Consider the following 11,837-nt stretch of genomic DNA (forward strand, 5'->3'; position numbering starts at 1 on the left):
CAATCAGAGCTTGAAGTAGTTCTTGGCGTTTTCGTAGCAGATACCGCGCACGATGGTCGCCAGCGCATCGTAGTCTTCCGGATACTCGCCGCTGGCGACCCATTCGCCCAGCTGGCGGCACACGAGGCGGCGGAAATAGTCGTGACGCGGGTACGACGCGAAGCTGCGCGAGTCCGTCACCATGCCCACGAAGATGCCCAGCACGGAGTGGTTGCCGAACGCGAGGATCTGGTTCAGGTTGCCCAGCTTGTGGTCGTTGAACCACCAGGCCGGGCCGAACTGCACCTTGCCGGCCACGCTGCCGTCCTGGAAATTGCCGATCATCGTCGAAAGCACTTCATTCATCGCCGGGTTCAGGTTGAACAGCATCGTCTTCGGCAGCTGTTTACGGGAGTCGAGCGCCGACAGCAGCGCCACGAGGCCGTTACTGGTCGTCATGTCCGAGATCGAATCGAAGCCGGTATCCGGACCCAAAGTCTCCAGCATACGCTGGTTGTTGTTGCGCATGGCACCGATGTGGAAGCACATCGTCCAGTCGTATTTCGCATAGACTCCCCCGATCGCCTCCAGCAGCCCGCGCAGGTATTGCGCCTGTTCGAGGTCGCCCAGCAGCTCGCCGCGCATGCGCTTGGCGAACAGGCCGTCCAGCTGGTCGGCCGTCGCGGCGACGGTCGGCAGCGGGATGTCGATCGCGTGATCGGAAATACGGCCGCCGCGCGCATGGAAGTATTCCACACGGTTGGCCAGCGCGGCGATCAAGGACGTGAACGAATCGATCTTCACGCCGGCCACGTCGGAAAGGCGGGCCACGTATTGTTCGAAGCCCGGGTTATTGATGCGCATGGCCTTGTCCGGACGGTAGGCCGGCAGCACGCGGGTCTTCAGCGCCGATTGCGCGATCTCGGCGTGCTGCAGCAGGTCGTCGGCCGGGTCGTCCGTCGTGCAGGCGATTTCCACCTTGGCCTGCTCCAGGAACGTCCACGTGTCCATGCCGGCCAGCTTCGCGTTCGCCTGCTCCCAGATCGCTTCCGCGTTCTTCTCGTTGATGACGAGGTCGATGCCGAAGATGCGGCGCAGTTCCAGGTGGCTCCAGTGATAGATCGGGTTGCCGATGGCGAGCGGCAGCACCTTGCAGAAGGCCAGGAATTTTTCCTTGTCCGAGCGGTCGCCCGTGCAGTATTCCTCCGGCACGCCCGCCGTGCGCATCAGACGCCATTTGTAATGGTCGCCGCCCAGCCACAGCTCGGCGATGTTGCGGAAGGTCTTGCGCTCGGCGATTTCGCCCTGCTGCAGGTGCGAGTGGTAGTCGATGACCGGCAGGTCGGCGGCAACTTCATGATAAAGCTTGCGGGCGACGTCGGTGGTGAGGAGGAAATCCTGGTCCATGAAGGCGGTCATAGCGTGTAGCTCCTTGGTGGCTAAATCTGATATATCAGGATGGTAGGCCTAATATATTACCAGTGCAAGGACTTTGTGCCTTCGCGGCCGTTGGTGCGGATGTTATGCTTCGGTCATCGGCTCGTGATGCATGGATACAACGGCCACGGCCATCACTACAAACATGGATCCAAGAATGCTCGACTCATTTTTTAAATTGCGCCAGAGCGGCACCGACACGCGGACCGAAATCCTCGCCGGCGTCACCACGTTCCTGACGATGGCGTACATCATCTTCGTCAATCCCACGATCCTGGGCGACGCCGGGATGCCGAAGGACGCAGTGTTCGTCGCGACGTGCCTCGTCGCGGCACTGGGCAGTCTCGTGATGGGCCTGTACGCCAACTACCCGATCGCGATGGCGCCCGGCATGGGCCTGAACGCCTATTTCGCCTACGCCGTCGTGCTGGGCATGAAGGTGCCCTGGCAGGCGGCGCTGGGCGCCGTGTTCGTGTCGGGCTGTTTGTTCATCCTCGTCTCCGTGTTCGGGCTGCGCGCGATGATCGTGAACGGCATCTCGCGTTCGCTGCGCGTGGCGATCACGGTGGGTCTCGGTATGTTCCTCGCGCTGATCGCGCTGAAGAGCGCCGGCATCGTCGTGGCCAGCCCGGCGACGCTCGTGCAGGCGGGCGACCTGCACAAGCCGGAGGCCATCATGGCCGTCGTCGGCTTCCTGCTGATCGTCACCCTCGACCGCCTGAAGGTGCGCGGCGCGATCCTGATCGGCATCGTCGTCGTGACGATCCTCTCGTTCTTCTTCGGCGGGAACACGTTCCACGGCCTCGTCTCGGCCCCGCCGTCGATCGCGCCGACCTTCGGCCAGCTGGACATCAAGGGCGCCCTCGGCGCCGGCATCCTCAACGTGGTGCTCGTGTTCTTCCTCGTCGAACTGTTCGATGCGACCGGCACGCTGATGGGCGTCGCCAGCCGCGCGGGCCTGCTCGTGGAAGGCAAGATGGAGCGCCTGAACAAGGCCCTGCTGGCCGACAGCGCGGCGATCGTCGCCGGCTCCGTGCTGGGCACGTCGAGCACGACGGCGTATATCGAAAGCGCGTCGGGCGTGCAGGCCGGCGGCCGCACGGGTCTCACGGCGTTGACCGTGGCCGTGCTGTTCCTGGCCTGTCTGTTCATCGCCCCGCTGGCAGGCGTCGTGCCCGCGTACGCGACGGCGCCCGCGCTGCTGTTCGTCGCGTGCCTGATGCTGCGCGACCTGGGCGACATCGAGTGGAACGACACGACGGAAGCGGTTCCGGCCGCGATCACGGCGCTCGTGATCCCGTTCACCTACTCGATCGCGGAAGGCATCGCGTTCGGCTTCATCACCTACGCGCTGCTCAAGCTGACGACGGGCCGCGCGCGCGAAGTCAAGCCCGTGATCTGGGTGATCGCCGCCCTCTTCGCCTTCAAGATAGTCTATATCGGCAGCTGATCACGCGGCGGCCGGCATCTGCCCGGCCGCCAGCAGCCGGGCGAATTCTTCCGCCGGCACGGCGCGGCTGAACAGCCAGCCCTGCACGAGGTCGCATCCGAGGTCGGCCAGCAAAGCCAGCTGGCCGGCCGTCTCCACCCCTTCCGCCACCACCGACAGCCGCAGGCCATGCGCCATCGCGACGACGGCGCGCGCGATCGCCAGGTCGTCGGCATCCGTCTCCAGGTCGCGCACGAACGAGCGGTCCAGCTTGAGGCGGTCGACCGGGAACCGCTTCAGGTAGTTCAGGTTCGAATAGCCGGTGCCGAAATCGTCGATGGCGAGCCGGATGCCCATCCCCTTCAGCCGCGCCAGCAGCGCGACGCTCTTGTCCGCGTCGGCCATCGACGCGCTCTCGGTCAGCTCCAGTTCGAGCAGGCCGGGTTCGAGCCCGCAGTCGTCCAGTACGCGCCGCACCGTGCCGACGATGCGCTCGTCGAACTGGTGCGCCGACAGGTTCACTGCCACCGGCACGACGGCCAGGCCCGCGCGCCGCCAGGCCTGCAACTGGCAGCAGACCTTGTGCAGCACCCATTCCCCCATCTCGACGATCAGGCCCGTTTCCTCGGCCAGCGGGATGAAGTCGTTCGGCGGCACGAGGCCGCGCTCCGGATGGCGCCAGCGCAGCAGCGCCTCCGCGCTGACGATCGATTTGCCGTCGACGGCGATCTGCGGCTGGTAATGGATCTCCAGCTCCTCGCGTTCGAGCGCACGGCGCAGCGCGTTTTCCAGCTTGAAGCGCTCGTTCGCGTCGCGGTTCAGTTCCGGTCGGTAGAAGGCGTAACGCTGGCCGACGCCGTCGGCCGCCTGGCGTAGCGCCGTTTCGGCGCCCCGCGCCAGCGTATCGTAGGCGACGCCGTCGTTCGGATAGATCGCGATGCCGACGCTCGGGGCGAGGTGGAATTCGTCGTGCTGGTACCTGTACGGTTGTCCCAGCGCGGCCAGCACGCGGCGTGCGCTCGCGGCAAGCTCGTCGGCGTCGGCGCGCAGCAGGGCCAGCGCGAACGCGCCTTCCGAAAAGCTGGCGGTCATGTCCTGGCTGCCCACCTCGCGCAGGCGCGCGGCCGCTTCCTGCAGAAGGGCCTGTTCCGCGCCGGGTCCCAGCGCCTCGCGGATCAGGGCCATGCGTCCGAAGCGCACGAGCATGAAGCCGAGCACGCGGCGGCCGGGCTGGGCCTGCACCTGGGCCTTGAGTTGGCGCAGGCGGTCGCGCAGCAGGTCGCGGTTCGGCAGGCCCGTGACGGCGTCGTAGTTGCTGGCATAGTGCAGCCGCTGTTCGGCGCCGCGCAAGGCGGTGACGTCGATGCCGGTGCCGAGGACGAATTCGACGCTGCCGTCTTCGCGCCGCAGCAGCGTGTGCGTCCAGACGATGCTGCGCGAGCGCCCGTCGGGCGTCACCCATTCGCCCTGCAGCCGCGGCGGCTGCGCGTCCCCGGCCAGGCCCGCGAACATGTGCCGGACGACCTCCGGGTCCGCGGCGCCGCGCACCACCTCCCAGTAGTGCCGCCCCATGGCCTGCGCCGCGCGCCAGCCCAGCGATTCCTCGCAGGCCCGGTTGAACGTCACGATACGGCCTTCCGGGTCCGTCATGAGCACGAGCGTGCCCGCGGTCTCCACGATGGCGGACAGGCGGTTGCGCTCGGAGCGCAGCGCGTTCGTCCGTTCGACGACGAGCGCCTCGGCCCGCGTGTACAGGCGCGCGCGCTCGAGCGCGAGTGCGACCTGCTGCGCCACGCCGGCCAGCAGCTCGCGATCTTCGACACTGAATGCGTCGTGCCGGGCGCGCACGTGCAATTCGCCGAGCCGGCGCGTCCCTGCGAGCAGCGGTAGGCAAAGCTGCGCCGGGTCGTCTCCCGCGCGGCCGTCCGCGCCCGCGCGGGCGCTCGGGACGGGCCCCTCGCCCCGTTGCGCGGCCACGCGCACGGCGCCGTCGGGCGCGGCGGTGCCGATGGCGGCGCCCGCGAGCGCCGGGAGCCTGATCAGGTGATCCAGTGCGGCGCGCGCCACGTCGGTCTCGCCGGCCGCCTCGTTCAGGGCGCCCGCGATCCGGCCGAGCAGCGCGAGCGAATCGACCATGCGCGCCAGGTCCGTATTCAGGCGCTGGGTGTCCTCGTGGGTGGCCACGAGCAGTTCGTAGATGCGGCGCCGCTCGTCCGCCATCACTTCCAGCGGCCGCGCCGGGTCGCCCGCGTCCCGTCCCTGCAGGATGCGGCGCACGCGCTCGCGCAGCTGGCCGGCGTCGTAGGGCTTGGGCAGGAAGCCGTCGGCGCCCGCTTCCAGGCTGCGCACGATGTCCTGCAACGTGGTCAGGCGCGTCAGCAGCAGGACGGGCACGGCGGCCAGCGCCGCATCGTCCTTCAGGGCGCGGCACAGCGCATAGCCGTCCATGCGCGGCATGGCGATGTCGCTGACGACCAGGTCGGGCGCCATCTCACGCGCCATGCGCAGCGCGGCCTCGCCATCGGCGGCCACGCGCACGCGCGCCGGGCAGTCCGGGTCGTGCGCCAGCACCCGGGCCAGGTGTTCGGCCTGTGTCGGGCTGTCCTCCGCCACCAGGATTTCATAGGGTCCCCGGGCGTTCTCTCTCTTGTGCGTTGTTGTCATCTTGTTCGCGCCGCGTTTTTTGGGCGGTCGTGCCGTCATGTCATACAGTCGGTGGCCGGTGCACCGCACACCCCGGCCGTCAGAACTTGCATTGATATTAGCTAAGATGGCTAAGCATTAACATTCGTAGTAGGTCTGTCCATGACAACGAACGTCATTACGAGCGACCCGGTTCGGCGCCGGTTTGGCGCCGCCTGGCAGGGTTCCACCCCGGCGCGACACAATTCCGGGTAGGAAAACGCGAAGAAGTCTGTCGCGAATTCTATGACAATTGCTCGGACACATTGTTGCCTTCAGGCAACGATACGGATCAGCCGGCGAGCCCGTGCTGGAGCGCGTAGCGGATGAGGGCCGCGTTCGTCGACAGCCCCATCTTGCGGAAGATGCGGGTGCGATAGGTGTTGACGGAGCTGATGCTGATGCCCAGCTCGGCCGCGACCTGCTTGATCTGCAGTCCGGAACCGATCAGCGCGACGATTTCCGACTCGCGCGGCGTCAGGCTGTGGTGTGGCGGACGTCCGCCGGGCCGCGCTTCGAGCGCGAGCAGCTCGCCCACCCGCGGTCCCAGCCAAGTGCCGCCCGTGGCCGCGCGGCGCACCGCTTCCACGAGCTCGGCGGATGCCATCGCCTTGGAGACGTAGCCGAGCGCCCCCGCCCGCAGGGAGGCGAGCGCGAACTTTTCCTCAGCGTGCATGCTGAGGATCACGACCCGCAGGTCGGGAAAATGGCGCCGCAGTTCGGCGAGGCCGTCCAGCCCGTCGTAATCGGGCAGTGTCAGGTCCAGGACCACGACGTCGGGGTGAACCTGGGCGACGAGGGCGATCGCTTGCTTCAAGTCTGCGGCTTCGCCGACGATTTTTAGGTCGACGCAGGGCCGTACGATCTTCTTGATTCCTTCGCGGATCAGTTCGTGATCGTCGGCGATGACTAGCCTGATCAAAATGCTTCCTTCATACATGCACGCCGGTATGTCGGCAAAGAAAGCATTCTAGGCAACGTTTACGCACAATTGCAAACATAATCTTTGATCAGTTAACAATTGCGCCAGATTTTGAGGCATTTCCCAAGGCAAATATGTAAATTTTCTACGCGAAAGTATTTCGTTCGGCGGTTTGGGCTACAATGGCGCCTCCGCCGGCAGGCTCGGCCTGCCGCAGATGATCCGTGAACGACAGGCTGCGCATCGCTCCCGATGGCGACGGAAGGCAGCCAACCCGATGCCTATGAAATCTCTGATGCTTTGTGTGCTGGCACTGACCGGCGCGGGGGCGGCGATGGCCGCTCCGGACGACCTCGACAGCAGCGTGCCGTCGTCCAGTTACTTCACCCAGGCGCCGACGATGGCGATACCGGAAGGCAGCAACTGGTACACGTCGGCGGAGCTGGGCGCGATCACGACCTCGGGCAATACCGAAGGCACGTCCGTGACCGGCAAGATCGATGCGCGCCACGAGATGGCCAACTGGAGCAACGAATACATCGTCAGCGGCTACTTCAAGGAAGACGTCACGCACAACGACGACGGCTCCACGACGCGCACCCGCTCGGCCGAGCGCTACCAGGTGTCGGCGAAGGCGGCGTTCAAGCTGCTGGAAGACGGCAACCGCGCCTTCCTGCTCGGCTCGCACGTGAACGACAAGTTCGGCGCCTATACCCGCTATTCGTCGGTCGGCGTCGGCTACGGCACCCAGCTCCTCAAGCGCGACAATGAAACCGTCGACGTCGAAGTGGGTCCGGGTTATTTCCACGGCGAGAACGCGGCCGGCGGCGTCGAATCCGGCATGACCGTACGTGGCGCGGCCCAGTTGCGCTGGCGCGTGAGTCCGTCCGCGGCGTTTTCGCAGAGCGTCAGCGTGGAACGGGGCACGTCGAACATGCACTCGATCGCCGAGACGGCGCTGTCCACCAAGATCAACGGCACGATGCAGATGAAGGCCGCGTTCAGCGCGCGCAGCGATACGAACGTGCCCGACAACAAGAAGAATACGGATACGCAGACGTCGCTGACGCTCGTGTATTCGTTCTGAAAACACAAACGGCCGGGATTTCCCGGCCGTTACTTTTTTCTTCCCCTGTGGCTTATTTGGCCAGGATACGCCCGCTCAGCTGGATCGTGCCCTGCCCCGTCGCCATATCTTCCCCGCCCGTGATGTCGCCGCCGCCCGTCGCCTTGGCGTAACGGCCGGTGCCGCCCGTGACCTGGAACGTCGCGTTGCTGAACACGAATTTGGTGCCCACGCCCGTCGGCACGAACTGGCCGCTGTAGTTAGCGAAGATCAGTTCGCCGGTCAGCGTGGTGATCAGGAATTTGCCTTCGCTGAAGGTGTACGACGTGCCGTTCGGCGTGATGCAGTCGGTGGCCAGGAACGTGACCTTGTTGCCGACCAGGCTGCTGGTGCCGAAACCGAGAATGGTGCCGCCGAAATTCGATGCACAGCGGGCCGACGGGCCCGGGATTTCCTGCAGCACACCGGACACCTTGAAGTCCTTGTACGTGGCCGGAGCGGCGGAAGCGCAGAACGCGGCAGACATGAGGACGGCGCCGGTGGCGAAACGCAGGACAGACTTGAGCATGAAGTTCTCCAAATAAATTGTTGAACCCGAATTTTAACGATCTGCTATCGTTTCGGGTGGACAATCGTGTATTTTATTGTAACTACTTTGGTAAATACGACACTTTCTGTGTCTATGTTTCAACACAATAGCCCATCGGAACGTGTCTTGGCGTAACGTGGCAGCACGTCTGCGAGATGCAGCCAGCGCACTTGCTGGGATGCGAAGGTATGGTCGGCCGGCGGTACCGCGTCCGGATCGTCCAGGCTGCAGGTGGTGACATCGATCTCGTCGGCGGCGCCCGCGCCGTGCCACGTCAACTGCGTGCCGCACTGGCCGCAGAACAGGCGTTCGACGCCGGGGCTCGATACGTTGCGGGACGGGCTGCCGCGCGTCCAGCGCAGCGCGTCGCGGCGCACGCTGAACCACGCGAGCGCGGGCGCACCGCTCGCGCGGCGGCAATCGACGCAGTGGCACAGCGTGGCGTTGAAAGGTTCTCCCGACGCCTCGTAACGCACCGCGCCGCACATGCATCCGCCCTGCAAGCCCATCGCCCTCTCCGGTCGTCGTGTCAGCGCGCCGTGGCCGGCGTCCCGCTGCTTGCCGGCGCCGTCAGCAGCAACGCGACGAGGCTGATGACGGACGCCGCGCTCAAATACCAGCCTACGGTCTGCAGGCCGTAGTTGGTCGCGAGCCATGTTGCCACGTACGGCGCGAGCGAGGCGCCCAGGATGCCCGCCAGGTTGAACGTCAGCGATGCGCCCGTGTAGCGCACCTCGGGCGGGAACATTTCCGAAAGCAAGGTGCCCAGCGGGCCATAGGTCAGGCCGATCAGGCATTGGCCCAGCACGAGGAACAACGCCACGAGCGTCAGCTGGCCGGAGCCGAACAGGGGGGCGAACAGCAGGCCGAACAGTGCGAGACCGACGGACACGAGGATCATCGCCGCGCGCCGGCCGTGGCGGTCGGCAAGCACCGCCGCGATGGGGATCGTGAGGCCGAAGAAGACAATGGCGCCCAGCTGCAGCAGCAGGAAGGTCTGGCGCGAGTAGCCCAGCGCGGACGTGCCCCAGCTCAGCGCGAACACGGTCATCAGGTAGAACACGACGAACGTGGCCAGCGCGGCGAGCGTGCCCAGTACGAGGGCGCGCGTGTGGTTCGCGAACACGGCCGCGACAGGCAGCTTCACACGCTCGTTGCGGTCGAGCACGGCCTGGAAATCGGGCGTTTCCGTGATCTTCAGGCGCACGTACAGGCCGACCAGGACGAGCAGCGCGCTCGCCAGGAACGGGATCCGCCAGCCGTAACGCAGGAAATCGGCATCGGACAGGGTCTGCGACAGCAGCAGGAACACGCCGCTGGACAGGAAGAAGCCGATCGGTGCGCCGAGCTGCGGGAACATGCCGTACCACGCGCGCTTGCCCGGCGGCGCGTTTTCCGTCGCCAGCAGCACGGCCCCGCCCCACTCGCCACCCAGGCCGAGGCCCTGGCCGAAGCGGCACAGCGCGAGCAGCAGCGGCGCCGCCGTGCCGATGGTGGCATAGGTCGGCAACAGGCCGATGAAGACGGTGGACAGGCCCATGGTCAGCAGCGCGGCCACGAGCGTGGCCTTGCGTCCGACGCGGTCGCCGAAGTGGCCGAACACGGCCGAGCCGACGGGGCGCGCGAAAAAGGCGATGGCGAACGTGGCCAGCGACTGGAGCGTGGCCGCCGCGGCATCCCCGGCCGGGAAGAACAGCTTCGGGAACACGAGCACGGCGGCCGTGGCGTAGATATAAAAGTCGAAGAACTCGATGGTGGTGCCGATGAGGCTGGCGAACAGGACGGTCGCCGGGCGGTTCCGTGGGGTGTGCGTCGCGGTACCGGTCATGCGGCACCGGCCTGCGACAACGCGTCGGCGAGCTCGCTGCTCGCGACCGGGCGCACGACGCGCGCGACTTCCTGGCCATCCTTGAGTACGACGACGGTGGGCCACAGCTTCACCTTGAACGAACGGCCCAGCTTGCGTCCGGGGCCATCCTCGACCTTGATGTGCCGGACGCCGGGGTAAGGTGCGAGCGCGTCGTCGATGTGGCTGGCCGCCGCCTGGCAATAGCCGCACCAGTTCGTGCCGAAGTCGAGGGCGACCACGCCGGGCAGCGCGTCGATGGCGCTGCGCTCGGGCTGCGCCGTGTCATAGGGTTTGCTCATGCATGTCTCCATGTTGTCGATCACGCTAGCCTACAACAAAACATGCCATTGGAGTGAGTCTGGGCCGCTTTTATGGCGGCCACAACGTGAAACACCGAACGGAATATGGCCGGGACCGGTGGCATCCTGCACTTGTATCGACCAAGGAGGCCATCATGTCCGATAACCTGCAAAACCGCGGCCAGCAGGACCGCTCGCGCATCAACCTGCATGAAAAATGGGAAGTCCAGTATTGGACCAAGGAGCTGGGCGTGACCGAGGAAGAGCTGGCGAAGGCCGTCGAGGAAGCCGGCAGCAGCAGCGCCGAGGCGGTTCGCCAGCACCTGCGCGGCACGCGGCACTGATCCTGTAAGCACTTTGCCCGACGCCCGCCCGGCCCCGCCGGCCGGGCGCTCTTCTTCGCGCGTGCTCCCGCGTAACCCGTCCTTTCGAAAGGAGCCCGATGACTATCCGCGGCTATTTCTCCAATCTCGACATCAGCTGGACCAATGCGGCCGTGGCACTTGCCGCGGCCGTCGTCAGCTTCATCGCCATCCACGGCGCCGTGCGCCTGTTCCGCCGCCGTCTCGACCAGGTCGACGACGAGCGGGCCCATAAACCCATCGTCGACGTCCTGCGCCACACGCTCGCGCGCACCAGCAACCTCGCCATCCTCGCGACCTCGATCCTGATCGGCGTGTCGATGCTCGACCTGCCGCCGCCGTGGAACCAGCGCATCGGCCACCTGTGGTTCATCACGCTCGGCGCGCAACTTGCCCTGTACCTGCACCACGCGATCGCCGTGACGGCGCGGCGCTACTTCCGCGTGCACGGCAAGGGGCTGGAAAACGACCAGGTCACCGTCGCGCACACCTTGATGATCTGGGCGCTGCAATGGAGCGTGTGGACCGTGTTCCTGCTGGCGATGCTGTCCAACCTCGGCATCAACGTGACGACGTTCGTCGCGAGCCTGGGCATCGGCGGCGTGGCCATCGCGCTGGCCGTGCAGAACGTCCTCGGCGACCTGTTCGCCTCCCTGGCGATCGCGACCGACAAGCCGTTCGAAGTGGGCGACGCGATTTCGGTGCCCGAATTCTTCGGCACCATCGAGCACGTGGGGCTCAAGACGACCCGGATCCGCGCGCTGTCGGGCGAGCAGATCGTGATCGCCAACGCGGAGCTCCTGCGCAAGACGGTCCACAACTTCAAGCGCCAGAACACGCGGCGCGTGCAATACACCCTGCGCATCAATCCCGCCACGCCGCACGAGCTGGCGGCGCAGCTGCCGGAGCGGGTGAGCGCCATCATCTCGGCCAGGGACAAGGTGAAACTCGACCACGTCAACCTGACGACGATGGACCAGAACTACCTGGAATACGACATCGTCTACAACCTGACCGACGCCAACTACGGCCTGTACCTGCAGACCCAGCAGGCCGTGCTGCTGGAGACGATGCAACTGCTGCGCGACCTGGACATCTCGACCGCGCCGCGCGCGCAGGAACTGCTGCTGCAGCAACCGGCCGCCAACGACGCCGGCGCACGCCGTCCTGACGGTCGGACGACGCCGCAGGCCCGGCCCATGCATTGATCGCCGGAACCGGAC

11 protein-coding genes are annotated in these 11,837 nt (G+C 66.1%); 4 read left to right on the forward strand and 7 right to left on the reverse strand.

Annotated elements, in window-relative coordinates; translation table 11 throughout:
* Positions 1–3 precede the first annotated feature (3 nt).
* Entirely contained in the window at positions 4–1,398 is a 1,395-nt protein-coding gene (gene uxaC / locus ASD28_RS21075; protein ID WP_056132801.1) for a glucuronate isomerase, read from the reverse strand.
* 175 nt (positions 1,399–1,573) lie between these two features.
* On the opposite strand from uxaC, the gene ASD28_RS21080 reads away from it, so the two are divergent.
* Positions 1,574–2,866, forward strand: a complete 1,293-nt coding sequence (locus ASD28_RS21080) for an NCS2 family permease (protein ID WP_200948765.1) — start codon at positions 1,574–1,576, stop codon at positions 2,864–2,866.
* Here the strand turns inward: ASD28_RS21080 and ASD28_RS21085 are convergent, their stop codons facing one another.
* The gene (locus ASD28_RS21085) at positions 2,867–5,509 is read right to left on the reverse strand and encodes an EAL domain-containing protein (protein WP_162252951.1); all 2,643 of its coding nucleotides are present in this window, start codon (positions 5,507–5,509) and stop codon (positions 2,867–2,869) included.
* Positions 5,510–5,819: 310 nt separating this feature from the next.
* Entirely contained in the window at positions 5,820–6,449 is a 630-nt protein-coding gene (locus ASD28_RS21090; RefSeq protein ID WP_056132809.1) for a response regulator transcription factor, read from the reverse strand.
* A 295-nt stretch (positions 6,450–6,744) separates the two neighbouring features.
* Here ASD28_RS21090 and ASD28_RS21095 point away from each other — a divergent pair, with 295 nt between their 5' ends.
* The gene (locus ASD28_RS21095) at positions 6,745–7,536 is read left to right on the forward strand and encodes a DUF481 domain-containing protein (protein ID WP_229411961.1); all 792 of its coding nucleotides are present in this window, start codon (positions 6,745–6,747) and stop codon (positions 7,534–7,536) included.
* Between the two features lie 52 nt (positions 7,537–7,588).
* Here the strand turns inward: ASD28_RS21095 and ASD28_RS21100 are convergent, their stop codons facing one another.
* The 4 genes from ASD28_RS21100 to ASD28_RS21115 form a co-directional block, all read right to left on the reverse strand.
* Complete coding sequence (locus ASD28_RS21100) at positions 7,589–8,083, reverse strand: hypothetical protein (protein ID WP_056132814.1); 495 nt, start codon at positions 8,081–8,083, stop codon at positions 7,589–7,591.
* Positions 8,084–8,202: 119 nt separating this feature from the next.
* Positions 8,203–8,613 (reverse strand): GFA family protein, encoded by a 411-nt coding sequence (locus ASD28_RS21105; RefSeq protein ID WP_056132817.1) that lies wholly within the window; start codon positions 8,611–8,613, stop codon positions 8,203–8,205.
* 20 nt (positions 8,614–8,633) lie between these two features.
* On the reverse strand, positions 8,634–9,932 hold the full coding sequence (locus tag ASD28_RS21110; RefSeq protein WP_056132822.1) for an MFS transporter: 1,299 nt from the start codon (positions 9,930–9,932) through the stop codon (positions 8,634–8,636).
* On the reverse strand, positions 9,929–10,252 hold the full coding sequence (locus tag ASD28_RS21115; protein WP_056132825.1) for a thioredoxin family protein: 324 nt from the start codon (positions 10,250–10,252) through the stop codon (positions 9,929–9,931). Before ASD28_RS21115 ends, ASD28_RS21110 begins: the two co-directional genes overlap by 4 nt.
* A gap of 155 nt (positions 10,253–10,407) precedes the next feature.
* On the opposite strand from ASD28_RS21115, the gene ASD28_RS21120 reads away from it, so the two are divergent.
* A complete protein-coding gene (locus ASD28_RS21120; protein ID WP_056132828.1) occupies positions 10,408–10,596 on the forward strand; it encodes a DUF3606 domain-containing protein in 189 nt (62 codons plus the stop codon).
* 98 nt (positions 10,597–10,694) lie between these two features.
* Entirely contained in the window at positions 10,695–11,822 is a 1,128-nt protein-coding gene (locus tag ASD28_RS21125) for a mechanosensitive ion channel family protein (RefSeq protein WP_082577076.1), read from the forward strand.
* The last annotated feature ends 15 nt before the right edge of the window (positions 11,823–11,837 follow it).

Origin of the sequence: Massilia sp. Root133, from assembly GCF_001426525.1 — a bacterium.
Taxonomy (GTDB): domain Bacteria; phylum Pseudomonadota; class Gammaproteobacteria; order Burkholderiales; family Burkholderiaceae_D; genus Telluria; species Telluria orientalis.

Bases quoted from the DNA above. Each gene is read 5' to 3' on its own strand.
- uxaC (WP_056132801.1), bottom strand. From the start codon at position 1,398: ATGACCGCCTTCATGGACCAGGATTTCCTCCTCACCACCGACGTCGCC.
- ASD28_RS21080 (WP_200948765.1), top strand. From the start codon at position 1,574: ATGCTCGACTCATTTTTTAAATTGCGCCAGAGCGGCACCGACACGCGG.
- ASD28_RS21085 (WP_162252951.1), bottom strand. From the start codon at position 5,509: ATGACAACAACGCACAAGAGAGAGAACGCCCGGGGACCCTATGAAATC.
- ASD28_RS21095 (WP_229411961.1), top strand. From the start codon at position 6,745: ATGCTTTGTGTGCTGGCACTGACCGGCGCGGGGGCGGCGATGGCCGCT.
- ASD28_RS21100 (WP_056132814.1), bottom strand. From the start codon at position 8,083: ATGCTCAAGTCTGTCCTGCGTTTCGCCACCGGCGCCGTCCTCATGTCT.
- ASD28_RS21105 (WP_056132817.1), bottom strand. From the start codon at position 8,613: ATGGGCTTGCAGGGCGGATGCATGTGCGGCGCGGTGCGTTACGAGGCG.
- ASD28_RS21110 (WP_056132822.1), bottom strand. From the start codon at position 9,932: ATGACCGGTACCGCGACGCACACCCCACGGAACCGCCCGGCGACCGTC.
- ASD28_RS21115 (WP_056132825.1), bottom strand. From the start codon at position 10,252: ATGAGCAAACCCTATGACACGGCGCAGCCCGAGCGCAGCGCCATCGAC.
- ASD28_RS21120 (WP_056132828.1), top strand. From the start codon at position 10,408: ATGTCCGATAACCTGCAAAACCGCGGCCAGCAGGACCGCTCGCGCATC.
- ASD28_RS21125 (WP_082577076.1), top strand. From the start codon at position 10,695: ATGACTATCCGCGGCTATTTCTCCAATCTCGACATCAGCTGGACCAAT.